This is a genomic window from Pseudomonas sp. LBUM1655 (genome assembly GCF_059716085.1).
On the sequence record NZ_CP166801.1, the window covers coordinates 1,700,077 to 1,724,655 of the forward strand.

A 24,579-nucleotide genomic window follows, 5' to 3' on the forward strand; every position below is an offset into this window, starting at 1 on the left:
CATGAACCTGACTGAACCCCGCGAGCTGGCGTCCCTGCTTGAAGCCTTTCTGTTGGCCTCGGGAAAACCGCAATCCCTTGAGCGCCTCTACGAACTGTTCGAAGAGGGCGAGCGGCCAGAACCGCCGGTCTTCAAGAAAGCCCTGGCATTGTTGGCCAAGTCCTGTGATGGGCGCGCGTTCGAGCTGAAGGAAGTCTCGTCCGGCTATCGCCTGCAGATTCGCGAGAAGTTTTCGCCGTGGGTTGGCCGCCTCTGGGAAGAACGCCCGCAGCGTTATTCCCGTGCCTTGCTGGAAACCATCGCGCTGATTGCCTATCGCCAGCCGATCACCCGAGGCGAGATCGAAGACGTTCGTGGTGTGGCGGTCAACAGCAACATCGTCAAAACCCTGATCGAGCGCGAGTGGATCCGCATCGTCGGTTACCGCGACGTGCCGGGCAAACCGGCGATGTTCGCCACCACCAAGGCGTTTCTCGATCACTTCAACCTGAAGAACCTTGAAGACCTGCCGCCGCTGGCCGAGTTGCGCGAGATGGAAGCCGACCCGGTGCTGGATTTCGACGATGCCCCGGTGCCGCAGAGTTTGCAGGAACTGGCCGACGCCAGTGCCGAGCCGGAAGAGGAGAAGGAGGAAACCAGTTTCCACACCTTGCTGCTGGAGCTGGACAGCATGGAGGAGGGGATCAAGACCGACTTCGACGATTTGCTGCGTGATGGTGCCGATGGCGACGTGCTACCGACCGAGCCTGAGGTTGAAATTGTCGAGCCAGTCATTGATGTTGAACCTGAGACCGAGCCTGAAGCCGAACCTGAAGAGGACATTCTTGGTGTTGCCGAGGCCCGGGAAAAACTCTTGGCTGCCGTTGCTGCCCTGGAGCAGTCCGCACCAGAACCCGAACTGAGCGAAGAAGAAGCCGAAGCCCGCGCGCTGGCCGAAGCGATCGAAGCCGAACGCCGCGAGTTCGAGGACTGAGGCTCGCCGAAGGCTGCGATCTTTTGATCTTCAAGTGAGACCCCATGAGCTCGACTAAAGACCCCTGCATCAGCCTCTGCAAATTCACCGATGACATATGCCTCGGCTGTGGGCGCAGCAAGCGCGAAATCAAAGCCTGGAAGAAACTCGACAAGGATGACAAGCGCATCGTGCTGGCCGAAGCTGCGCTGCGCCTGATCAAGCTTGGCGGCGCCGGTCGGCGGAAAAAGAAATAACTGTCGATCGATCAGCTAGTCTCTGATGCGCGATGGCCCACATCCGCGTATGATTCGCGACCCTTCGCCGATCCCTTCGGCAAAGCAAACAGTTTTCAATGCTTCAGGCGCCGCCTGAACAGACCACACCGGGAGGTGCCCAGATGAGCGACATCATTCAGAAAGACGACCAGGAAATCGGCCCAGCAGGCGAAAAACTGCAGAAAGTCCTCGCCCGTATCGGCGTCGGCTCACGCCGCGACGTAGAAGCCTGGATCAGCCAGGGCCGGATCAAGGTCAATGGCAAAGACGCCACCCTCGGCCTGCGCGTCGACATGCACGACGCCATCACCATTGATGGCAAGGTGATCAAGCGTGAAGAAGCTGCCGAATCGGTACGCCGCGTGATCATGTACAACAAACCCGATGGCGAGATCTGCACCCGTGACGACCCGGAAGGCCGTCCGACCGTGTTCGACAAGCTGCCACGTCCTAAAGAAGGACGCTGGATCAACATCGGTCGCCTCGACATCAACACCACCGGTCTGTTGATGTTCACCACCGACGGTGAACTGGCCAACCGCCTGATGCACCCGTCCTACGAGATGGACCGTGAATACGCCGTGCGTGTACGCGGTGAAGTCGATGATGAAATGATCGAGCGTCTGAAGGCTGGCGTCGTGCTGGAAGACGGCCCGGCCAAGTTCACCGACATCAAGCAGGCTCCAGGCGGCGAAGGTTTCAACCACTGGTATCACTGCGTGGTCATGGAAGGTCGTAACCGTGAGGTTCGTCGTCTGTGGGAGTCGCAAGGTCTCGTTGTCAGCCGTCTGAAGCGCGTGCGTTTCGGCCCGGTGTTCCTCAACTCCGACCTGCCGATGGGGCGCTGGCGCGAAATGAGTCAGTACGAAGTCGACATCCTCAGTGCTGAAGTCGGTCTGACGCCGGTAGCGATGCCACAACTGAACGCCAAGAGCAAAGACAAGCTTGAGCGCATGCAGCGCAAATCGTCGCGGCCGATGGCCAAGACCGAGCGCGTGCGCACCCTGCGTCCAGCCGCTGGCGCGCCGACCGGCCCACGTCCAGGCCGCGAGCCGCAGATCGAAGGTGAGCGTCCGGGTCGCAAGCCTGCCGCGCGTCCGGATGGCGAGCGCGCTCCACGCGGCCGTACCGAGCGTGGCGAAGGCCGTGCACCTGCCGGTCGCGGTACACCGGTAGCGGATCGTCCTGCTGACACCACCAACAAGCGTCCGGCCAAACCGGCGCCGAAGCGTCCGGGCATCAAGCTTGTTGACGGTGACAAGCCGTCGGGCAATCGCCGTGGCGCACCGGCCGGTTCTGGCCAGCGTCCGGGGTTCGGTCGCAAGAAGCCTGAGTGATCGGATTCAGTGACTGAATGAAAAACGCCAACCGCAGGGTTGGCGTTTTTTTTCGTCTGGCAAAAATATTTCCGCTCACTTGGAAACAAAACGCCCATCAGCCAGCGGATTGTCATCCAGCGCAAACCACCGTCAATGTGCAGACGTCTGACAGAAAATTCTGAAATGGAAATTTCACGTTACGCCTCGTAAAGAAATATTTACGAAAACCACGCGAAAACCCAATGAACGACAACGTGCGCCGAAGCTGTAAGGAAAAACTGCCGGAGCTCGCCCAGCTGGGTGTTGTGCAAGGCTCTGGCACGCTTGTTTCAGCTGCGCTGGAAGGGTGAGATGCGCCCCATGCCTGTCGTGCAGGTGCATAACAAGAAGGAGGCGCAATGAACGCCGTGACTGATCTCCACCTCTCACCGTGGGACGGTTTTCCCCTCGTCCCCGTCGATGACCTGCAAAGGTCTGACTCAATTTTTGCAGCCGCTCGAGCGTCTCGAGGCGGACACACGCAATCCCGGCAACCGACACGCTGATCCAGCGGAGTCTGGCAGCAGGGGGTTAGCGGTGTACAATGCGCCGCGTTTTAACTGTGACCCTCTGCGTAATCGCGCAAATCTCAAGGCTATCCGCCTTGTTCACTCCGCCGCGCCACAAGCGTGTCGGGTTCGATTTCGTCACAGATAAAAACAAACAGGTGACGCATGACCGTTGTAAAAAAGCTGAACTCCTGGTGCCTGCGCTGGGGTTTGATCGGGGCTGCTTGAAATCGCAACCTTGCAGCAACGTCTACTGAACATCATCAAACCTTGCGTGAGACCTTTTTCATGAGTGGACAACCCTCGCAATCAGGCGAGCTGAAACGCGGCCTGAAAAATCGCCATATTCAACTGATCGCCCTCGGTGGCGCGATCGGTACCGGATTGTTCCTCGGCTCGGCCGGGGTGCTGAAATCCGCTGGTCCGTCGATGATCCTCGGCTACGCCATCTGCGGCTTCATCGCCTTCATGATCATGCGCCAGCTCGGCGAAATGATTGTCGAAGAGCCGGTGGCCGGTTCCTTCAGTCATTTTGCGCACAAGTACTGGGGCGGCTTCGCCGGCTTTCTGTCGGGCTGGAACTGCTGGATTCTGTACATTCTGGTGGGCATGTCCGAGCTGACCGCCGTCGGCAAATACATTCATTACTGGGCGCCGGATATCCCGACCTGGGTTTCCGCTGCAGCATTCTTCGTGCTGATCAATGCGATCAACCTGGCCAACGTCAAAGTCTTCGGTGAAGCCGAATTCTGGTTCGCGATCATCAAGGTCGTGGCGATCGTCGGCATGATCGCGCTGGGCAGCTACCTGCTGGTCAGCGGCCATGGTGGCCCGCAGGCCTCGGTCAGCAACCTCTGGGCTCACGGCGGCTTCTTCCCCAACGGTGTCAGCGGTCTGGTGATGGCCATGGCGATCATCATGTTTTCCTTCGGTGGCCTGGAAATGCTCGGTTTCACCGCAGCCGAAGCCGACAAACCGAAAACCGTGATCCCGAAAGCGATCAACCAGGTGATCTACCGGATCCTGATTTTCTACATCGGCGCCTTGGTTATCCTGCTGTCGCTGACCCCGTGGGACAGCCTGCTGGAAACCCTCAACGCGTCCGGCGACTCCTATAGCGGTAGCCCGTTCGTGCAAGTGTTCTCGATGCTCGGCAGCAGCACCGCAGCGCATATCCTCAACTTCGTCGTGCTGACTGCGGCGCTGTCGGTGTACAACAGCGGCACCTACTGCAACAGCCGCATGTTGCTGGGCATGGCCGAGCAGGGCGACGCGCCGAAAGGTCTGGCGAAGATCGACAAGCGTGGCGTGCCAGTGCGTTCGATCCTCGCTTCGGCGGCGGTGACGCTGGTGGCGGTGCTGCTCAACTATCTGATTCCGCAACACGCGCTGGAGTTGCTGATGTCGCTGGTAGTGGCGACCCTGGTGATCAACTGGGCGATGATCAGCTTCTCGCACTTCAAGTTCCGCCAGCACATGAACAAGACCAAACAGACGCCGCTGTTCAAGGCCCTGTGGTATCCGTATGGCAACTACATTTGCCTTGCGTTCGTAGCGTTCATCCTTGGTGTGATGCTGCTGATCCCGGGCATCCAGATCTCGGTCTACGCGATTCCGGTGTGGGTTGTGTTCATGTGGGGCTGCTACGTGATCAAAAACAAGCGTGGTGCGCAGCAGGCGTTGCACGCGGCGGGTTCTGTGGCGAAGTAAGCCAACCGCAAAAACAACAAACCCGGCCAAGTGCCGGGTTTTTTGTGTTCGCCGTTATACGTAATCGGCGATGGGATAGGCCTTGCACAACGCTTCGACCTGAGAACGGAATTGCTCCTGTAACGAGGGCTCCAGTGTGTACTCCTGCTCGCCGAGCGGCGTCACCTTGTCGAGGATCTGGCAGATCAAATCGACGACTTCACGGCATCCCTTGCCGTCGATGTGACGTTGCGCCATCGAGCCGGTGCCGATGCGCAACCCGCTGGTAATGAGGGCAGGTCGGGTCTCGCCGGGAACACGATGTTTGTTGACGATGATCCCGCAGCGCTCCAGCGCCGACTCGGCAATGGCACCAGTAATGCCGCCACGCAAGCGAATCAGTACGGTGTGGTTTTCACTGCGCCCGCCCACTACCTCGTAATCATGGGCCTGAAACGCACTGGCGAGTTCATCGGCTGCGGTGCGAATCCGCGACATGTACGCGTCGAACTCTGCAGACATTGCGTAGCCCAGCGCGGCAGCCTTGGCCGCGATCATGTTGACGGCTGGCGCTCCCTGCATTTGCGGAAACACCGCTTGATCGAGGGCGCGACGGAAGGTTATCCGCAAGCCGGGAACCTTGGTGTTCGCGTCACGACCCGAGAGGATCAACCCGCCGCGAGGTCCCGCCAGTTGCTTGTGTGTGCAGGTCGTCGTGATGTGTGCGACGTCGATCGGGCTGGGATGCCGTCCCGTGGCAACCAGTCCGGCGATATGCGAAATGTCAGCGAGCAGAATGGCCCCGGCTTCATCGGCAATTTCGCGAAAGCGCTCGAAATCCACGGCCCGCGAATAGGCTGTTGCGCCGCACATGATGATGCGCGGGCGGTGAGCAAGGGCCAGTCTGCGCACATTGTCGTAGTCGATGACACCCTCTGAAGTCGTCCCGTACTGGATCGCTTTGTAGTAGGCGCCCGAGAAGGCTTTTGAGCTGCCGTGGGTGAGATCCCCGCCGTGTTCAACGGCCATTCCCAGCAGGGTATCGCCCGGCTCGAGCAAAGCAGTAAGCACCTGGTAAGTGGCGTTCGATGCCGAGTGTGATTGGACGTTTGCGTATTGGGCGCCGAACAGCTCCCGAGCTCTGCGGATGGCCAGCGACTCGACCAGATCGACGTTCTCGCACCCTGCGTTATAGCGCCTGCCGGGCATGCCCTCGGCCGTCACGTTGACCAGCGCTGACGCGGATGCCACCAAAGTACGAGGCTTGACTGCGCAGGAGGAAGAGACCAGTGACAATGTTTGGTGTTGGCGTGCGACTTCAGCGTCGAGGATCGCCGCCAGTTCGGCATCTTCAGTTCGAAGTTCCGCCAGGCCTCGTTGCAGTAGGTCAGCCTGGTTTACAAGCGGTTCGGTAGTGACTGCCATGATTGCTATTCCTTCCCTGGTTTCGCGTGTTCGCGTACGTCCGTGTTGGCTGAGCGCTATACAGTTGGATTCCGTGTTTTGGCGTCAGTACGCGCAAACTTATCCCTGTATGAATAACCCGTTTCCATGGCCGCCGTTTGTTGGTGGAGGAGCGGGTTGCTCGACGCATCATAGATTTTTCACTGGGGAACGCCAGAAAAATTAATCAAAAAAATGAACATTGTTCAAAGAAAATGATTCTTTTTGTCCGGTAGGTGGGTGTAGAACTGCAGGTCGGGAGCTTGGGCGCTCCAAGCCTCGGGGGGAGGCCAAGTGAATTAACGAGTCATTACAGATTGCGAAGTGATCCTGCGAAGCTGCACCATGCGCTGTTTTTCAGATGACTTTTTGTACCGGAACCAAGGATGGAGAATGCTATGATCTCTCGCGGCTCTAACACCAGTACAACTATCTGCATAGTTTGCCTGTGACCACTGAATGATCACTCGTGGCGTGTTTCCAATTGCCTTTATAAAAAGATGGTAAGCATTTTATGCACAGAAGAGAAAGATCGGAGAATCTGAAAAACAATATCAAATACTTGATAAAGAGCAGGGGCGAGACGCAGTTGTCTCTGTGCAATTCCAGTGGATTGACCAGAACGACCATCTACAACATTCTTGAGGGCAAGGTGGTCAATGTACAGCACGCCACTGTCCGCAAGATTTCTGATTTCTTCGGGGTTTCTTATGAGGAAATAGAGACGATCGACTTTGAAGAGAAAGAAATAATAGACAGCAGCATTTCGCCGCAGGGAAACATGAATCCAGCGGCCGTGCCAGTGATAAAGGAAAGCCTGGTTGTCCAGAGTCTTGACAAAAGAATTGGTGAACTGGCCACGATTTACCCACTGACTTACTACTTCGGTACATCCTTCAACTTGATAGGCGTGCTGCTGGAGAATGAGATCAGGGGTATGAATGAGCCGGGCGACTTATTGATCGTGCAGAAGGGGGCGGCGAGCAGCGATAAGGAAAAGCTGGTGTATGACAAACTCACAGGCAAAATGTTTATTACCCATGAAGTTGACGCTGGCTCTGATCGTGTTTGTGTTGTCGGGGATATAATCGAGGAACGATTTAATGGACTGCAGCGTTGAAACGGAAAACAGCAAGTACAAGCTGCTAGGGTTTGAGAATGGAAAAAGCCTGGCCGTCATTATGGTCATTGCGACCGGAAAAATAATCAAAATAAAGCTAAGTGAAGTGTTGAATAGTGAGATTATGGATAATCTAAATAAAATAGAAGTGAAAAACCTGTACAAGAAGTTTTATTCCCAGGGCGGAGCGCTCACCGCCTACGAAATAAATGACCGTCACGAGAGTTCTTGGATGATCTACATCATCCTGAACCTGATGCTGTTCACGCTTTACATCTTTACCAGTATTGCCGCCACGAAGCCGATCTATCTGGAATATTTTGATATTGTCGTCACGCCGGGGACCTTTCTTTATCCGCTGACGTTTCTGATCGTTGACCTGCTGAATGAGACGTTCGGCCTCAGGCTCGCGCGAAAGGCGATTCTCTTTGCTTTCATCAGTAATGCGGCCATTATCATCTTGCTGGCCATTACTACCCATCTTCCAGGGCTGCCGGGTTGGAAGCTTGATGGGGCTTACAATGATGTTATCAGTCAACTCTCTGCAGTCCTGGTAGCCTCTTCGGTTTCGTTTCTGGTTTCCGAGAATATAAATTCATATTTGTTGTGCAAGATAAAAGAACTCACCAATTCCAGATTTCTGTTTTTGCGAGTGTTCTTAAGTACGTTGTTTGCGGTGATCATCGATAGTTTTCTATTCTGCTATATCGCCTTTTACGGAACGATGGAGAACAGCGCGATACTCGGCATGATCTATGTTCAGATTGCGATAAAGGTAGGCTTCGCGTTTTTTAATATTTTGCCAGCCTACGGCGCGAGGTCTTTGTTTAAGAAATATCTGACAGGTGCGCAGACGCAATAAATGAAGGATGGCGCTCACTGGGCATGATATTTTCATGCTTTAGTGAGCGCTTCTTGCTGTGGGTTTACTTCAAACTCAGTTTCGCTTTCAGGCTGCGCGTAACCTGTTCTTTGTTGGTCAGAAACTCATTCAGCCCTTTCGCGCGAAGATTACATGCATCGCAATCGGAACATCCGCTGCCTTTGATGCCGTTGTAACAGGTCAGTGTTTCTTCGCGAACCAGTTCCAGCTGGTTATAGTAATCCGCCAAGGCCCAGGTCTCTGCCTTGTTCAGCCACATCAGTGGCGTTTCAAGTTGCAACTTATAATCCATGCCTAGCTCAAGGGCTTTATTCAGTGCCTTGACGAATTCATCCCGGCAATCGGGGTAACCAGAGAAGTCTGTTTCACAAACACCGGTAATGACCGTCTTAGCCTGAACTTGATAGGCATAGATTGAAGCCAGGGTCAGAAAAAGAATGTTTCTTCCCGGCACGAAAGTGCTTGGCAGGCTTTCTCCGGAGCTATTCACGGTCGGGACCGGAATGTTGTCGCGCGTGAGGCTGCTGATCGCCAGCTCATTGAGCAAGGACACATCAAGGGTTTTATGCACGGTCACGCCGAGCTTTTTGGAAAGATGCTGCGCGACTTCAATTTCGGCGATATGACGCTGACCGTAGTCAAACGTGATGCAGTGTATTTCATCGTAGTGAGTCAGTGCGTGGATCAAACAGGTGGTTGAGTCCTGTCCGCCGCTGAAAACGATAACTGCTTTGTTGGTCATGCTTATGCTTCCTGCATTGATGTAGTAAGGGCAAGATTTGGAATGGTAACTCAAACACGGTGGCGGCCTGATTCAAATGGCGAGCAAGCCCGGCATCTGTTTCGCGGTATCCTGCGCGTTCTGAATACGGACGCTTTTCCATGCTGGTGATTTCCAACAACGTGCATCTGCCGGATGCTGAGATCGAATTGACGGCCATTCGCGCCCAGGGCGCCGGGGGGCAGAACGTCAACAAGGTCTCCAGTGCCGTGCACCTTCGCTTCGATATTTCGGCCTCGTCCTTGCCCGAGTTCTACAAGGAACGGCTGCTGGCGTTGCGCGACAGTCGTATTACCAGCGATGGCGTGTTGATCATCAAGGCCCAGCAGCACCGCACGCAGGAAGCCAACCGTGCCGATGCACTTGAGCGTCTGGTCGAGCTGATCCTCAGCGCCACCAAAGTCGAAAAGAAACGCCGTCCGACCAAGCCGACGCTCGGCTCGAAGAAGCGTCGGCTCGAGTCGAAAACCAAGCGCGGCAGTATCAAGGCCGGGCGTGGCAAGGTGGATTTCTAGTCTTCCCGGTATCTTGCGGTGTGCTTGTACAGATACACGCTCAACGCCAATCCACTCAGGGAGGCGAGGGCGGCGAACAGGAAGATCGAGGCGAAGCCGAATCCGGCAGCAATTGCCCCGGCCAGCGGTCCAGTGATCCCCAGCGATAAGTCGATGAACAACGAATAGGCGCCGACTGCTGCGCCGCGACTCGACGCTGGAACCAGATTCACTGCTTCCACACCCAGCGCCGGGAACACCAGCGAGAAGCCGAAACCGCTCAATGCCGCACCGGCCAATGCCCAGTGCGCATCCGGCGCGAGCCACAACAGCAACAGGCCGAGGGTTTCAACCGACAGGCAGGCAATCGCCACGCGGAAGCCGCCGAGGCGGTTGATCAGGTTGCCGAACAGCAGGCGCGCGCCGATGAAGCTGGCGCCGAACAGACTCAAGCACAGCACCGCGTTGTCCCAATGCTGAGTGGCGTAATACAGGGTAATGAAGGTGGCGATGGTGCCGAAGCCGATCGAACCCAGCGCCAGTCCGCAACCGTGAGGAAAGACCCGTCCCAACACATGCATGAACGGCAGACGCTCACCGATGACAATCGGCGCGGCAGTCTTAGGCCATGCCAGCAGCAGGCCTAACGCCGCCAGCAAAATGATGCTGACGCCCATGCTCCACAAGCCAAGTTGGCCGACCAGCCACACCCCGAACGGTGCGCCGACGGCCAGTGCGCCGTAACTGGCGATGCCGTTCCACGAGATCACCTTGGCGGTGTTCGTCGCGCCGACGCGGCCGATCCCCCAGCCAATCGAGCCGGAACCGACCAGGCTTTCCGCGCTGCCCAGCACCAGTCGACCGATCAACAGGCTGATCAGGCTGAGCATCGGCATGTTCGGAGTCCACGCCGAAATCAGCATGAACACGCCGCTCAAACCGCACCCGGCCAAGCCATACATCACCGCGAGTTTGCTGCCCTTGTTGTCGATGATCTTGCCGGCGTAAGGGCGGCTGAGCAGGGTGGCGAGGTATTGCACGCTGATCACCAGACCGGCGATTACTGCGCCGAAACCCAGGTCGCTGTGGACATAGCCCGGCAATACAGCCAGCGGAATGCCGATGTTCAGGTAGCCGATGAAAGTGAAGAGGACGATGGAAACGACTTGCAGCGTGACCGCCAGGGGGCGCTGGGGCTCTGACTTGAAGAACGACATGGGTAAAGGTCCACGGGAGCAGCAGATTAGATAGGCTGCTTATGATACCGACGCGAACGGCTCTGGGGCGGGGAAAAGTAAAACTATTTGCCGGACGGCGGTTTCAGGGTTTGGCCGGGGCGACCAGTTGCGTGGTGACCAGTGCGGCGAGGGCGTTTTCTTCGCTGCCAAAACGGGCGAGCAGAGCGGCCTGCTTTTCGGGGGAGAGTCGGCTCCAGATCTCGATCATTTTCTCGGTGGCACCGATCAGAACGGCGGCTTGGTTTTCGGAGAATTCGTCGGTCATGGCAGGGCTCGGGCATTCAGGCAGTGTGGAAAGCGCATGTTAGCGCTTTCCACACGGTCTGTACGGCGGGTTTTACTCTTCGCTGTCGGCCGGGCGGCTCTCAACGGCTTCTTTCGACTCGGGCTGTTGGGCACCGGCTTGTTGCGTGGTCGTCTGCTCAGGTACGTGCAGGCTTGGGAAGGGGAGATTAGGAATCTCGTGCATGGTTGCGCTCCTCGCTAAGTCTGTTGATAGATCTGGTAGATCCGCGCTTTTGGAAAGCCTGCGCAGGATACAGCAGGAAAAATGACAATCAGACTTTTAATTCGAATTATTGCGACAAATGGCCGCAGGGAGGCAGGTCGCCGAAACCAATGTAGGAGCTGCCGAAGGCTGCGATCTTTTGATCCTGCTTTTAAACAAGATCAAAAGATCGCAGCCTCCGGCAGCTCCTACAGGGGTATTGCGGTATTACTTGCAGACGTTGGCTATGGCCTCGGCCAGCAGCGCCAGACGTGTCGCATCGATACCGGCCACGTTCGCCCGGCCCGAACTCACCATGTACACGCTGTGATGCTCGCGCAGTTGTTTCACTTGCTCCGGCGACAGGCCGGTGTAAGAGAACATCCCGCGCTGCACGCCAATGTGTGCAAAACGCTCGCGCAGACCGTGCGGCTCCAGCGCTTCCACCAAACCACTGCGCAACTGCGCGATGCGCAAACGCATGGCTTCCACCTCGTCGGCCCAGCGGCTTTTCAGCTCCGGGTCGGCAAGGATGGTCGCGACCACGGCCGCGCCGTGATCCGGTGGCGTTGACCACAGGTTGCGGGCGATGTTGGCCAGTTGGCTGCGGATGTCGATGAGCTTGTCGGCGGTTTTCGCGCAGACGATCAGCGCACCGGTACGGTCGCGATACAGGCCGAAGTTCTTCGAGCAGGAACTGGTGATCAGCAACTCCGGCACTTGCGCGGCGAACAAGCGGGTCGACCACGCATCCTGCTCCAGACCGTCGCCAAAGCCTTGGTAGGCAAAGTCGATCAGTGGCAGCAGGTCGCGACGGCGCACCACGTCCAGCACGCGCTGCCAGTCGTCGTGGCTCAGGTCGAAACCGGTCGGGTTGTGGCAGCACGCGTGCAGCAGCACCACATCACCTTTTGGCACTTCGTTGAGCACGGCGAGCATGGCGTCGACGTCGAGACGGTTGTCACTGCCCACGTAAGGGTAGTGACTGACCTTGACGCCAGCCGTGGCGAAAATGGTTTCGTGGATCGGCCAGGTCGGGTTGCTCAACCACACGCCTTTGCCCGGCAGGCATTGGGCGATGAAGTCGGCAGCCAGACGCAGGGCACCGGTGCCGCCCGGGGTCTGGGTGGCGCCTGCACGCTGTTCGGCGATCAGTTTCGAGTCGCCACCCAGCACAAGCTCATTGATGACTTTGCCGAACAGCGGGTTGCCGTGGCCACCGATGTAGGTTTTGGTGTCCTGGCTCTCGACCAGCCGCGCTTCGGCGATTTTCACCGCTTCAGGGATGGGGGTCAGGCCTTGGGCATCCTTGTAGACGCCAACGCCGAGGTCGAATTTGCGCGGATTGGCATCCTGCGCATACGCCTCCATCAAACCGAGGATCGGGTCGCCGGGCACCCGGCCGATGGCGTCGAAGTGCATTACTTGCGTCCTTCTGCGGTCTTGGCCACTTCGTCAGTGCGCGCGGCCATGATGAAGTCGTTGCGGTGCAAGCCTTTGATCGAGTGGCTCCACCAGGTCACGGTCACTTTGCCCCACTCGGTCAGCAGACCCGGGTGGTGACCTTCGGCCTCGGAGATTTCGCCGACGGCGTTGGTGAACGCCAGCGCGTGCTTGAAATTCTTGAACAGGAAGACTTTTTCCAGCTGCATGATGCTGTCGCGAACTTCGATGTTCCAATCAGGGATCTGCTTGATCAGGATCGGCAGTTCTTCGTCGCTGACTTGTGGCGCATCGGCGCGGCAGGCTTCACAGTGGGCTTGGTTCAAAGTTGACATGGTGTATTCCTGAATTCGATTCTTGTTGGAAATTACTATCTTTGCGCGCAAGTCGCGAGCGGGTTCTGCTCAGGCCGCTTTCGGCTTCGGCGGAAATTTCGGTGCGTGCAAACCCAACTGCATGCCTTGCTTGACCATGGCCATGATGTCTTCATGGGCCACGTCGAACAGACGCTTGAGGTTCGGCAGGACAAAGTACAGCGGTTGCAGGATGTCGATGCGATAAGGCGTGCGCATGGCTTCCAGCGGATCGAAGGTCTGATGCTCGGGCTCGTCCGACAGCGAGTAAACAGTTTCTTTCGGTGAGGAGAGGATGCCCCCGCCGTAGATGCGCTTGCCTTGCGGGGTGTCGACCAGGCCGAATTCGATGGTCATCCAGTACAGGCGCGCGAGATACACGCGCTCTTCCTTGGTGGCTTGCAGGCCGAGCTTGCCGTAGGTGTGGGTGAATTCGGCAAACCACGGGTTGGTCAGCAGCGGGCAGTGACCAAAGATCTCGTGGAAAATGTCCGGCTCTTGCAGGTAGTCCAGCTCTTCGCGGGTGCGAATAAAGGTGGCCACGGGAAATTGCTTGCTGGCGAGCAATTCAAAGAAGGTCTGGAACGGAATCAGTGCCGGAACGCGCGCGACCTGCCAACCGGTGGTCTCGCCGAGCACCTTGTTGATCTCGCCCAGTTGCGGGATGCGGTCGTGGGGCAGGCCGAGTTTTTCGATACCGTCCAGGTATTCCTGGCACGCACGACCTTCGATCACTTTCAGTTGGCGAGTGATCAGCGTGTTCCACACCGCATGTTCTTCGGCGGGGTAGTCGATAAAACCTTGCGCATCGGGCTCGCGGGCCACGTATTGCGTCTGCTTCATACTGCTCTCCTGCTAGGGGAATTCGTTCTTGTTATGTCCAGCGATGGACTCAGAATTACCCGAGAGCGCGTTGATGTGCAGCAGGTTGAATCGCCTTCGCGTAGGAATTTTCCATTTAATTCGTAAAGTAATCGTTACGCTTTGACGGATATCTCGCGTTTGCAGTGATTTGCAGGTTTGAAAAGGGTCATTGCTGTCACATAATCTTGACAACTATCTGCGCGCTGCGACAGAAAAGTCTGGCGCAACCCCCCTGTAGGAGTGAGCCTGCTCGCGATTGCTGTGTATCAGTCAATGAGGAAGTTGGCTGGGCTAGCCTCATCGCGAGCAGGCTCGCTAGTACAGGTTAATCATCGTTTTCGGGCCTTTTATATGCGTATCAAAGTCCACTGCCAAAACCGCATCGGCATCCTGCGCGACATTCTCAACCTGTTGGTGGCGTACGGGATCAACGTCGCGCGCGGCGAGGTTGGTGGTGAGCATGGCAACGCGATCTATCTGCATTGCCCGAACCTGATCAACATCCAGTTCCAGGCGTTGCGCCCGAAGTTCGAAGCGATTGCCGGGGTGTTCGGCGTCAAGCGGGTAGGGCTGATGCCCAGCGAGCGCCGGCACATGGAGTTGAACGCACTGCTCGGTGCGCTGGAATTTCCGGTGTTGTCGATCGATATGGGTGGCTCGATTGTCGCCGCCAACCGCGCGGCGGCGCAGTTGCTCGGCGTGCGCGTCGACGAGGTGCCGGGGATTCCGCTGTCACGCTACGCCGAAGATTTCGACCTGCCGGAACTGGTGCGCGCCAATAAATCGCGAATCAACGGCATGCGGGTCAAGGTCAAGGGTGACGTTTTTCTCGCCGACATCGCTCCGCTGCAATCGGAGCACGACGACAGCGAAGCCATGGCCGGTGCGGTGCTGACCTTGCATCGCGCCGACCGTGTCGGCGAGCGCATCTATAACGTGCGCAAGCAGGAGTTGCGCGGTTTCGACAGCATCTTCCAAAGCTCGAAAGTCATGGCGGCGGTGGTGCGCGAAGCGCGTCGCATGGCGCCCCTTGATGCACCTCTATTGATAGAAGGCGAAACCGGCACCGGCAAGGAGTTGCTGGCACGCGCCTGTCACCTCGCCAGTCCGCGCGGACAATCGCCGCTGATGGCGCTCAACTGCGCCGGCCTGCCGGAGTCGATGGCCGAGACCGAGCTGTTCGGCTATGGCCCCGGTGCTTTCGAAGGTGCGCGTGCTGAGGGCAAGCTCGGTCTGCTGGAGTTGACGGCGGGTGGCACGCTGTTTCTCGATGGTGTCGGCGAAATGAGCCCGCGCTTGCAGGTGAAATTGCTGCGCTTCTTACAGGACGGCTGCTTCCGTCGCGTCGGCAGCGATGAAGAGGTTTATCTGGATGTGCGGGTGATCTGCGCGACCCAGGTGGACTTGTCCGAGTTGTGCGCTCGTGGCGAATTTCGCCAGGATTTGTACCATCGCTTGAACGTGCTTTCGCTGCATATTCCACCCCTGCGCGAATGCCTCGACGGTTTGACGCCGCTGGTCGAGCACTTTCTTGATCAGGCCAGTCGACAGATCGGCTGTTCGCTACCAAAACTGGCGCCGACGGCCATGGATCGGCTCAGTCATTATCACTGGCCGGGTAATGTGCGGCAGTTGGAGAACGTGCTGTTTCAGGCGGTGTCGCTGTGTGATGGCGGCACGGTCAAGGCCGAGCATATTCGCCTGCCGGATTATGGCGTGCGTCAGCCGCTTGGCGATTTTTCCCTTGAAGGTGGGCTGGACGAGATCGTCGGGCGGTTTGAGAAGGCCGTGCTGGAACGTCTGTATTCCGAGCACCCGAGCAGTCGGCAATTGGGCAAGCGCCTCGGGGTTTCGCATACGACCATTGCCAATAAGTTGCGTGAGTATGAGGTGGGCAAAGAGCCTGAAGCCTAAGATCGAAAGATCGTCCGGACGCGGCCCGAATCTTCGGCAGCTTCTACAGTTGGAATGCGGATTCCTGTAGGAGCTGCGGCACGCTGCGATCTTTTGGTCGATTGCCGCGAAGCGGCATAACACCGCCGGTTTTTCGACTTCGATACATTTCCCAATTCCCCGCAATACCCCTCAAGTCCTTTGTTTGCCGGGCCTCAAGCCGCCAGAAAAAAGTTGGTCTGCAAATTGCTTATGGCTCAGCAGTACAGCGGTGGGCGGCAAACGTCCGGCATGCAGAGGAAAGAGTGTGGACAAGTACCTTTATGTGGCAATGACCGGCGCCAGCCAGAACGCACTGGCGCAGAAGGCTCATGCCAACAACCTGGCGAACATCTCCACCAACGGTTTTCAGCGCGACCTGGAGCAGGCGCGTTCGATGCCGGTGTTCGGTGACAGCTTTCCGGCGCGCGCGTTTGCCCTGAGCGAACGGCCCGCCACTGATTTCACGCCAGGCTCGCTGGTGCAGACCGGCCGTGACCTCGACGTCGCCGTGACCGGCAATGGCTGGATCGCCGTGCAGAATCCCAACGGCGGCGAAAGCTACGTGCGTACCGGCAGCCTGAATGTCGACGCCCTCGGCGTCCTGCGTGCCGGCAACGGTATGCCGGTGATGGGCAATGGCGGTCCGATCGCCGTGCCACCCGAGCAGCAGATCGAAGTCGGCGAAGACGGCACCATCAGTATTCGTGCGATGGGCGAAGGCCCGCGCGTCATGGCGGAAGTCGACCGGATCAAACTGGTCAACCCGGACATCAAGAACATGAACAAGGGCCTCGACGGCTCGATCTACACCAAGGACGGCCAGCCTGCGCCGATCGATGCCAACGTCAAACTGGTGTCGGGTTTCCTGGAGTCGAGCAACGTCAATGCCGTGGAAGAAATGACTTCGGTACTGGCCCTGGCCAAGCAGTTCGAGTTGCACGTCAAGATGATGAACACCGCCAAAGACGACGACCAAGCCATGGCTCGGGTCTTGCAGATCAGCTAATTATCAGAACGTCGCGCCGTAAAACAGGCGCACGAGGAGAATCGAATGCTTCCGGCTCTATGGGTTGCCAAAACCGGTCTGTCCGCCCAGGACACTAACCTGACCACCATTTCCAACAACCTGGCAAACGTCTCGACCACGGGTTTCAAACGCGACCGCGCCGAGTTCCAGGACTTGCTGTATCAGATCAAGCGTCAGCCAGGCGCCCAGTCGACCCAGGACAGCGAACTGCCGTCGGGTCTGCAAGTGGGTACCGGTGTGCGCATTGTCGGCACGCAGAAAAACTTCACCGCCGGCAGCCTGCAAACCACCGAACAGCCGCTGGATCTGGCCGTTGACGGTCGCGGTTTCTTCCAGATTCTGCAACCGGATGGCACCACGTCCTACACCCGTGACGGTACTTTCCACCTCGATTCCAATGGCCAGGTCGTCAACGCCAGCGGTTTCGCTCTGGAACCAGCCATCGTCATTCCGAACGATGCCCAGACCTTCACCGTCGGCCGTGACGGCACCGTATCGATCACCGTTGCCGGCAACCCGGCTTCCCAAGTGATTGGCAACCTGCAAACCGCCGACTTCATCAACCCGGCCGGCCTGCAAGCGGTGGGCAACAACCTGTTCCTGGAAACCGCTGCTTCCGGCGCGCCGCAAGTCGGTACTCCGGGCCTGAACGGTTTCGGTACCACGCTGCAGAACACCCTGGAAACGTCCAACGTCAGCACCGTTGAAGAGATGGTCAACATGATCACCACTCAGCGCGCTTACGAGATGAACTCCAAGGTGATCTCCACCGCCGACCAGATGCTCTCGTTCGTAACGCAGAATCTGTAATCAAGTCTATGAGGCGGCCATGAGGTCGCCTGCAACACCGTGAGGTAGGGTCATGAATCGCTTCGTATCTGTTCTGGCATTGAGTGGAGTCGTCTCGCTCGCGGGCTGCGTCGCTCCGACGCCCAAGCCCAATGACCCTTACTACGCCCCGGTGTTGCCGCGCACGCCGTTGCCGGCGGCCGCCAACAACGGCTCGATCTATCAGGCCGGCTTCGAGCAGAACCTTTACAGCGATCGCAAGGCGTTCCGGGTCGGTGACATCATCACCATCACCCTGAACGAGAGAACCCAGGCGAGCAAAAACGCTAACTCGCAGATCGGCAAGAACAGCGATACCACGGTCGGCCTGACTTCGTTGTTCGGTTCCAGTCTGACCACCAATAACCCGCTGGGCAGCAATGACCTGAGCCTGAACGCCGGCTACAGCGCAGACCGCGCGACCAAGGGCGACAGCAAGGCTGCGCAGGGTAATACCCTGACCGGTTCGATCACCGTGACCGTGGCCGACGTATTGCCCAACGGTATCATCGCCGTGCGCGGCGAGAAGTGGATGACCCTCAACACGGGCGATGAGCTGGTGCGGATCGCCGGTCTGGTGCGTGCCGATGACATCGCCACTGACAACACTGTTTCGTCGACCCGTGTCGCCGACGCGCGCATCACCTACTCGGGCACCGGTTCGTTTGCCGATGCGAGTCAGCCAGGCTGGTTCGACCGTTTCTTCCTCAGCCCGCTGTTCCCTTTCTAGGTGGCTACGTTGAATTTCAAGAGCCTGATGCTGGCCGCCGTTATGTTGTCGGCGGCCTTCAATGCACAAGCCGAGCGGCTGAAAGATATCGCCAGCATTTCCGGCGTGCGGTCCAACCAATTGATCGGTTACGGTCTGGTGGTCGGGCTTAACGGCACCGGTGACCAGACAACGCAAACTCCGTTCACCCTGCAGACTTTCAACAACATGCTCTCGCAGTTCGGTATCAAAGTGCCGCCGGGATCGGGCAACGTGCAGTTGAAGAACGTCGCGGCGGTGTCCATCAGTGCTGATCTGCCGGCGTTTGCCAAGCCAGGCCAGCAGGTCGATATCACCGTTGCCTCGATCGGTAACTCTAAGAGCCTGCGTGGCGGCACCCTGTTGCTGACCCCGCTCAAGGGTATCGACGGCAACGTCTATGCAATCGCCCAGGGCAACCTCGTGGTGGGTGGTTTCGACGCTGAAGGGCGAGATGGTTCCAAGATCACTGTCAACGTTCCGTCGGCTGGTCGCATCCCTGGCGGTGCATCGGTGGAGCGCTCGGTGCCGAGCGGTTTCAATCAGGGTAATAGCCTGACGTTGAACCTCAACCGTTCCGACTTCACCACCGCCAAACGCATCGTCGACAAGATCAACGACATGCTCGGCCCTGGTGTCGCTCAGGCCATCGACGGCGGCTCGATCCGCGTTACCGCACCGCTCGATCCGAGCCAGCGTGTCGACTACCTGTCGATCCTGGAAAACCTCGAAGTCGATCCGGGTCAGGCGGTGGCGAAAGTCATCATCAACTCGCGCACCGGCACCATCGTCATCGGTCAGAACGTGAAAGTCTCGCCGGCCGCCGTAACCCACGGCAGCCTGACCGTGACCATTACTGAAGACCCGATCGTCAGCCAGCCAGGCCCACTGTCCAACGGCCAGACCGCTGTCGTGCCACGTTCCCGTGTGAACGCCGAGCAGGAAGCCAAACCGATGTTCAAGTTCGGCCCGGGCACCACCCTCGACGAGATCGTCCGTGCGGTGAACCAGGTCGGCGCGGCACCGGGTGACTTGATGGCCATTCTCGAAGCACTGAAGCAGGCCGGCGCGTTGCAAGCCGACCTGATCGTGATCTGAGGCCGACGACTATGGATATGCGCAAGAGCGGTCTGGTCAGCAGCAGCGATTCGGGTTCTTACTCTGACCTCAATCGTCTGAACCAGCTAAAGGTCGGTGACAAGGATAGTGATGCGAACATGCGCAAAGTTGCGCAGGAATTCGAATCGCTGTTCCTCGGCGAGATGCTCAAATCGATGCGTTCGGCGACCAATGCCCTGGGTGAGGACAATCCTCTCAACACGCCGGCCGCCAAGCAGTATCAGGAAATGTACGACCAGCAACTGGCCGTTTCCATGTCCCGCGAGGGCGGTGGTATCGGTCTGGCCGACGTGCTGATGCGCCAGATGTCGAAGAACAAACCAATGGCGCCGGGTGAGGCTGCGGCCGCGTCCGCCGCCAAGCAGGAAGAAGCCAAAGCCAAGGCCGCTGCCGTGGCAACGCCGATTGCCGCTGGCACCGTCGCCACCAATGGCCCGTTGTCGCGCCTCAATGGTGAGCGTCCGCTGTGGGCCTCGCGTTCGGTCAATGCGCCTAACACGCAATTGGCCCACCGCAACGACATGGAATTGATCAACCAGCGCCGTTTGGCTCTGCCGCCGAAACTGGCCGATCGTTTGCTCGCAGGCCTGGTGCCTTCGGCCACCACGACAAGCGCCGCAACGCAATTGCCACAGCGTGCCACGACTGCCGCCACCACTGGCGCAGGTCCGCTGTACAACGGCGACTGGCTGGCACGCGCCGAGGCTGACAAAGCCTCCGGTGGGCAGATGCAGGTTTACGGCCGGGCGATGGCGCAGATTCCATTGGCGCCGGCGAAAAAAGCCTTCAGTTCTGCCGACGAATTCGTCAACACCATGCTGCCGATGGCCGAGGAAGCCGCCGCTCGTATCGGCGTCGATCCGCGTTACCTAGTGGCGCAAGCCGCACTGGAAACCGGTTGGGGCAAGTCGGTCATGCGTGCTCAGGATGGCAGTAGCAGCCACAACCTGTTCGGTATCAAGGCGAGCAGCAACTGGAAGGGTGATTCGGCCCGGGCAATCACCAGCGAGTTCCGTAATGGCGCGATGGTCAAGGAGACGGCCGAGTTCCGTTCCTATGCCTCGTACAAGGACAGCTTCCACGATCTGGTGACTTTGCTGCAGAGCAATAATCGCTATCAAGAAGTGCTGAAGTCGGCCGATAACCCAGAACAGTTTGTACGCGAGTTGCAAAAGGCCGGTTACGCCACCGACCCGAACTACGCAAGCAAGATTTCGCAGATTGCCAAGCAGATGAACGTTAACCAGAACTACGCTGCGGCGGGCGTTTCGACAACGCCTCTATAAAACATAAAGTAAGGTTTGAACCATGAGTTTGCTCAACATCGGGATGTCGGGTTTATCCGCTAGCCAATCTTCTTTGATGGTGACGGGCAACAACATTGCCAACGTCGATACGGCCGGCTACTCGCGCCAGCAAACCGTGCAGAATTCAAAAAGCTCGATTCAGAACGGCAACCTCTGGATCGGCACCGGTACGACCCTGGCCGACGTGCGCCGTGTCTACAACAGCTACATCGACGCCCAGTTGCAGACCACCACTTCGCTCAACAGCGATGCGGCGGCTTACCTGGGTCAGGTCACTCCGCTCGACAAATTGCTGTCCGATAGCGGCACCGGCCTCAATGGCGCGCTGACCAAGTTTTTCGCCTCGGTGCAGAACGTCAACGCCAAGCCGGGTGATGATGCTTCGCGCCAACTGCTGCTCAGTGATGCCCAAGCCTTGAGCGCGCGCTTCAACTCGGTTTCCAGCCAGTTGAACGCGCAGAACTCGGACATCAACGGCAACCTGACGAGCATGGCTGATCAGGTCAACAAACTGGCGAACACTGTCGCTCAGTTGAACCAGAAAATCTCCGAAATTTCCAACTCCGGTGGCCAGCCCAACGAGCTGCTCGACGCGCGTAACGAGACCATTCGCCAACTGTCGACCTTCACCGGTGCGCAGGTCGTCGAGCGTGGCGGCAACATGGATATATATCTGGGCAACGGTCAGCCGCTGGTGATGGGCAGCACGGTCAGCAAGCTGGAAGTCACGCCAAGCAAGACCGACCCATCGCGTATGGCCCTGCAGCTCAATAACGGCTCCAGCACTGTCGACATCACCTCGGGCATCACCGGTGGCGAGATCGGTGGCCTGCTACGTTATCGCAGCACCGTGCTCGACCCTGCGATGAACGAGCTGGGCCGCGTGGCACTGGTCGTTGCCGATCAGATGAACACGATTCAGGCGCAAGGCATCGACAAGAACGGTGACTTTGGCGGCAGCCTGTTCACCAGTATCAATACTGCGGCGAACATGTCTGCGCGCAGCACCGCCACTATCGGCAACAGCGCAGGTTCCGGCAAATTCGATGTGAGCATCGAAGACACCGGCAAGCTGACCATCAACGATTACAAAGTGACCTTCACCAGCGCCACGGACTACACCGTGCAGCGTCTGCCGGAAGGCACCGCCATGGGCGCGTTCAGTACCACCACCAACCCGCCTCCGGTCATCGACGGCTTCTCGTTGAAACTCACTGGCGGCACGGCGGCGGCGGGCGACACGTTCAAGATCACCCCGACGCGCAGCGCGGCGGCCAACATCAAGACCGAGATGACCGACTCCAAGCGTCTGGCCATCGCAGCTCCGTTGGGCGCTGCCATTGCCCCCGGCGGCAGCGGCACGCTGACTATTCCGGCCAGCGGTCAACCGACCCTTACCACGAAGTTCGATATCTACGACGCCACCACCACCACGGCGATGCAGAACGGCATGAAGTACTCGACGCCGGTCAAAGTGGTGTTTGGCGATCCTTCGGCGGACGGCACCAGTCAGGGTTACCAGCTACTCGATGCCAAGGGCGGTGTGTTGAGCAGCGGCACCATCAAGCCGGGCCAGAACAACACCCTGAACCTGAGTATTCCGCTCAAGGACTCGACCGGCGCTGCGATCCCGCCAGCTCCGGCCACCCAGTACACCGTCAGTTTCGATATGACCGTCGCCGGCTCGCCAGGCAAAGGCTCGGCGATCAATGTCAGCCTCAGCCAGCCGGGCACACTGGACAACCGCAACGGCGGTGTACTGGCTGACTTGCAGACCAAGCAGACAGTGGACACCGGTTCGGCCAGCAAAGGTATTTCCCTGACCGACTCCTACGGCAAACTGGTCGAAGGTGTCGGCGCCAAAGCTGCCCAGGGCAAGCTCGACAGCGCGGCCACCGACGCCATTCTGGCCAACGCCAAAGGCGCGCGTGATTCGTTGTCCGGCGTCGACCTCGACGAAGAGACCGGCAACCTGGTCAAGTTTCAGCAGTACTACACCGCGTCCTCGCAGATCATCAAGGCTGCGCAGGAAATTTTCAGCACACTGATCAACAGTCTTTAAGGGAGTCGTAATCCATGCGCATTTCTACCGGCCAGTTTTACGAATCTTCGGCAGCCAACTATCAGAAAAACTTCGCCAACGTGGTCAAGAGCAGCGAAGAGGCCAGCAGCCTGATTCGCGTCAACACGGCGGCAGATGATCCGGTTGGCGCTTCGCGTCTGCTGCAATTGGGCCAACAGGCTTCGATGCTTGATCAGTACGAAGCCAACGCCACTACCATCAAAGGCACACTGGGTACCGCTGAAGCGGTGATGACCAGCATCAACAACGTGCTGCAGCGTGCCAAGGAATTGGCTGTGAGTGCCGGCAACGCCGGGTACACGGACGCCGACCGTCAGGCCACGGCGTCCGAGCTGGGTCAGATCGAAGAGCAACTGCTCAGCCTGATGAACAGCAAGGACGAGAACGGTAAATACATCTTCGCCGGCTCCAAGGGCGACACCGTACCGTTCACTCGCAATGACGATGGCACTTACGCCTACAACGGCGACCAGGTGACCCTCGATCTGGCGATCGGTGACAACATGAAGATGGCCACCAACACCACCGGTTGGGAAGCTTTCCAGCAAGCGGTCAACACCAGCCGCAGCCAGGTCACCATGACGGCGCCTGCGGTCAATGACAATCGCGTGGTTCTGTCCAACGGTCAGGTGTCGTCGAACGTCAGCTACAACAGCAAGTTCCGTAGCGGCGAGCCGTACACTGTTGATTTTGTCAGCGGCACCCAGCTCAAAATCACTGACTCGGCCGGTAATGATGTGACGGCCGAAGCCAGTCAGGGTGGCGCGTTCGATCCGAAAAGCACGGCCGGTCAGACGGTCAGCTTCCGGGGCGTGGACCTGACGCTGAACATCAACCTGCAATCGGGCGATGTACCGGGCACCGTGCTGCCGGGTCACACGTTCACACTGGCGGCCAAGCCTGACACCTTCACCGGCACCCGCAGCCCGGGCAACCCGTCGTCGGCCCAGATCACCGGCAGCAGCGTCACCAACTCGACAGACTACAAAGCCAGTTTCCCGACCGGTTCAGCGGTGATGAAATTCACCAGCGCGACCGCGTTCGATCTGTACGCTGCACCGTTGACCGCTGACAGCAAACCGGTGTCCAGCGGCACTGTGGTCGCAGGCGTGGCCACTGCTTCGGGTGTGAGTTTCAACATCAGCGGTACACCGGCTGCCAACGATCAGTTCAGCGTGGCCGTCAATACTCACGAAACGCAGAACATTCTGGACAGCGTGAGTCAGTTGAAAAACGTGCTGAACACGCCAACCAATGGCAATGCGCTGGCTATCCAGCAATTGCAGGCCGGTCTGGCCTCCGGTCTGGGCAACCTCGCCAGTGGCACCGATCAGTTATCCAGTGCGATCAGTTCGGTCGGTGGTCGTGGCTCGTCGCTGGTGACCCAGAGCGATACCAATCAGTCGCTGGTACTGGCCAACGCGCAGACACAATCGTCGATCCGCGACTCCGATCCGGCCGAGGTCATGACCCGTCTGACCCTGCAGCAAACCATGTTGCAAGCCTCGCAACTGGCCTTCAGCAAGATTGCGCAACTGGGCTTGTTCAACAAGATCTGAGTCTGTGCCTGTCGAGCTGCCAACCGTCTTTTCCTAAGCGGTTACGGGGTTCCTGCCTGAATAGGGCAGGGACCCGCCGCT

At 58.3% G+C, this 24,579-nt stretch carries 23 protein-coding genes; 15 read left to right on the plus strand and 8 right to left on the minus strand.

The window, feature by feature from the left end; all coding sequences use genetic code 11:
• Nucleotide 1: 1 nt before the first annotated feature.
• The 4 genes from scpB (at nucleotide 2) to ACA074_RS07620 (ending at nucleotide 4,807) form a co-directional block, all read left to right on the plus strand.
• Nucleotides 2-973: an SMC-Scp complex subunit ScpB gene (gene scpB, locus ACA074_RS07605; RefSeq protein ID WP_497658933.1), complete on the plus strand. Its 972-nt coding sequence runs from the start codon at nucleotides 2-4 to the stop codon at nucleotides 971-973.
• 44 nt (nucleotides 974-1,017) lie between these two features.
• Complete coding sequence (locus ACA074_RS07610) at nucleotides 1,018-1,209, plus strand: DUF1289 domain-containing protein (protein ID WP_187677335.1); 192 nt, start codon at nucleotides 1,018-1,020, stop codon at nucleotides 1,207-1,209.
• A 143-nt stretch (nucleotides 1,210-1,352) separates the two neighbouring features.
• Complete coding sequence (gene rluB, locus ACA074_RS07615) at nucleotides 1,353-2,567, plus strand: 23S rRNA pseudouridine(2605) synthase RluB (RefSeq protein WP_489878487.1); 1,215 nt, start codon at nucleotides 1,353-1,355, stop codon at nucleotides 2,565-2,567.
• Between the two features lie 818 nt (nucleotides 2,568-3,385).
• Complete coding sequence (locus tag ACA074_RS07620) at nucleotides 3,386-4,807, plus strand: amino acid permease (RefSeq protein WP_497617039.1); 1,422 nt, start codon at nucleotides 3,386-3,388, stop codon at nucleotides 4,805-4,807.
• Nucleotides 4,808-4,861: 54 nt separating this feature from the next.
• Here the strand turns inward: ACA074_RS07620 and glyA are convergent, their stop codons facing one another.
• Nucleotides 4,862-6,211 (minus strand): serine hydroxymethyltransferase, encoded by a 1,350-nt coding sequence (glyA, locus tag ACA074_RS07625; RefSeq protein ID WP_497678725.1) that lies wholly within the window; start codon nucleotides 6,209-6,211, stop codon nucleotides 4,862-4,864.
• Nucleotides 6,212-6,743: 532 nt separating this feature from the next.
• Here glyA and ACA074_RS07630 point away from each other — a divergent pair.
• Nucleotides 6,744-7,349, plus strand: a complete 606-nt coding sequence (locus tag ACA074_RS07630; RefSeq protein WP_489878490.1) for a helix-turn-helix transcriptional regulator — start codon at nucleotides 6,744-6,746, stop codon at nucleotides 7,347-7,349.
• Nucleotides 7,333-8,211 (plus strand): queuosine precursor transporter, encoded by an 879-nt coding sequence (locus ACA074_RS07635; protein WP_489878491.1) that lies wholly within the window; start codon nucleotides 7,333-7,335, stop codon nucleotides 8,209-8,211. The genes ACA074_RS07630 and ACA074_RS07635 overlap by 17 nt, the downstream gene beginning before the upstream one ends.
• Before the next feature lie 64 nt (nucleotides 8,212-8,275).
• Here ACA074_RS07635 and queC read toward each other — a convergent pair whose 3' ends face one another.
• Complete coding sequence (queC, locus tag ACA074_RS07640) at nucleotides 8,276-8,974, minus strand: 7-cyano-7-deazaguanine synthase QueC (protein ID WP_489878492.1); 699 nt, start codon at nucleotides 8,972-8,974, stop codon at nucleotides 8,276-8,278.
• A 140-nt stretch (nucleotides 8,975-9,114) separates the two neighbouring features.
• Between queC and arfB the strand changes: the two genes are divergently transcribed.
• Nucleotides 9,115-9,528 (plus strand): alternative ribosome rescue aminoacyl-tRNA hydrolase ArfB, encoded by a 414-nt coding sequence (gene arfB, locus ACA074_RS07645; RefSeq protein ID WP_497678726.1) that lies wholly within the window; start codon nucleotides 9,115-9,117, stop codon nucleotides 9,526-9,528.
• Here the strand turns inward: arfB and ACA074_RS07650 are convergent.
• From ACA074_RS07650 to phhA, 6 genes are all read right to left on the minus strand, one after another.
• Nucleotides 9,525-10,724 carry an MFS transporter gene (locus ACA074_RS07650; protein WP_497678727.1) on the minus strand — a complete coding sequence of 400 codons (1,200 nt, stop codon included), beginning with the start codon at nucleotides 10,722-10,724 and terminating at the stop codon, nucleotides 9,525-9,527. The two genes, arfB and ACA074_RS07650, sit on opposite strands and share 4 nt — an antisense overlap.
• A gap of 103 nt (nucleotides 10,725-10,827) precedes the next feature.
• Complete coding sequence (locus ACA074_RS07655; RefSeq protein WP_187677343.1) at nucleotides 10,828-11,010, minus strand: hypothetical protein; 183 nt, start codon at nucleotides 11,008-11,010, stop codon at nucleotides 10,828-10,830.
• Nucleotides 11,011-11,082: 72 nt separating this feature from the next.
• Nucleotides 11,083-11,214, minus strand: coding sequence for a hypothetical protein (locus ACA074_RS07660; protein ID WP_262410290.1), 132 nt, complete (start codon nucleotides 11,212-11,214; stop codon nucleotides 11,083-11,085).
• A gap of 246 nt (nucleotides 11,215-11,460) precedes the next feature.
• Entirely contained in the window at nucleotides 11,461-12,654 is a 1,194-nt protein-coding gene (locus ACA074_RS07665; RefSeq protein WP_489878495.1) for an amino acid aminotransferase, read from the minus strand.
• Nucleotides 12,654-13,010: a 4a-hydroxytetrahydrobiopterin dehydratase gene (locus tag ACA074_RS07670; RefSeq protein WP_003222798.1), complete on the minus strand. Its 357-nt coding sequence runs from the start codon at nucleotides 13,008-13,010 to the stop codon at nucleotides 12,654-12,656. Before ACA074_RS07670 ends, ACA074_RS07665 begins: the two co-directional genes overlap by 1 nt.
• Before the next feature lie 69 nt (nucleotides 13,011-13,079).
• Nucleotides 13,080-13,871 (minus strand): phenylalanine 4-monooxygenase, encoded by a 792-nt coding sequence (gene phhA / locus ACA074_RS07675; protein WP_158830660.1) that lies wholly within the window; start codon nucleotides 13,869-13,871, stop codon nucleotides 13,080-13,082.
• A 372-nt stretch (nucleotides 13,872-14,243) separates the two neighbouring features.
• Between phhA and ACA074_RS07680 the strand changes: the two genes are divergently transcribed.
• The 8 genes from ACA074_RS07680 (at nucleotide 14,244) to ACA074_RS07715 (ending at nucleotide 24,498) form a co-directional block, all read left to right on the plus strand.
• Nucleotides 14,244-15,806 (plus strand): sigma-54-dependent transcriptional regulator, encoded by a 1,563-nt coding sequence (locus ACA074_RS07680; RefSeq protein WP_401268994.1) that lies wholly within the window; start codon nucleotides 14,244-14,246, stop codon nucleotides 15,804-15,806.
• Between the two features lie 286 nt (nucleotides 15,807-16,092).
• A complete protein-coding gene (locus ACA074_RS07685) occupies nucleotides 16,093-16,833 on the plus strand; it encodes a flagellar basal body rod protein FlgF (protein ID WP_187677347.1) in 741 nt (246 codons plus the stop codon).
• Nucleotides 16,834-16,878: 45 nt separating this feature from the next.
• Nucleotides 16,879-17,664: a flagellar basal-body rod protein FlgG gene (gene flgG, locus ACA074_RS07690; protein WP_187677348.1), complete on the plus strand. Its 786-nt coding sequence runs from the start codon at nucleotides 16,879-16,881 to the stop codon at nucleotides 17,662-17,664.
• Nucleotides 17,665-17,716: 52 nt separating this feature from the next.
• Nucleotides 17,717-18,412 (plus strand): flagellar basal body L-ring protein FlgH, encoded by a 696-nt coding sequence (gene flgH / locus ACA074_RS07695; RefSeq protein ID WP_187677349.1) that lies wholly within the window; start codon nucleotides 17,717-17,719, stop codon nucleotides 18,410-18,412.
• Between the two features lie 27 nt (nucleotides 18,413-18,439).
• Entirely contained in the window at nucleotides 18,440-19,528 is a 1,089-nt protein-coding gene (locus ACA074_RS07700; protein ID WP_489878734.1) for a flagellar basal body P-ring protein FlgI, read from the plus strand.
• An 11-nt stretch (nucleotides 19,529-19,539) separates the two neighbouring features.
• Nucleotides 19,540-20,835 (plus strand): flagellar assembly peptidoglycan hydrolase FlgJ, encoded by a 1,296-nt coding sequence (gene flgJ / locus ACA074_RS07705; RefSeq protein ID WP_401271023.1) that lies wholly within the window; start codon nucleotides 19,540-19,542, stop codon nucleotides 20,833-20,835.
• Nucleotides 20,836-20,857: 22 nt separating this feature from the next.
• Nucleotides 20,858-22,918: a flagellar hook-associated protein FlgK gene (flgK, locus tag ACA074_RS07710; RefSeq protein WP_497678728.1), complete on the plus strand. Its 2,061-nt coding sequence runs from the start codon at nucleotides 20,858-20,860 to the stop codon at nucleotides 22,916-22,918.
• Nucleotides 22,919-22,932: 14 nt separating this feature from the next.
• The gene (locus ACA074_RS07715) at nucleotides 22,933-24,498 is read left to right on the plus strand and encodes a flagellar hook-associated protein 3 (protein ID WP_187677352.1); all 1,566 of its coding nucleotides are present in this window, start codon (nucleotides 22,933-22,935) and stop codon (nucleotides 24,496-24,498) included.
• Nucleotides 24,499-24,579: the final 81 nt, after the last annotated feature.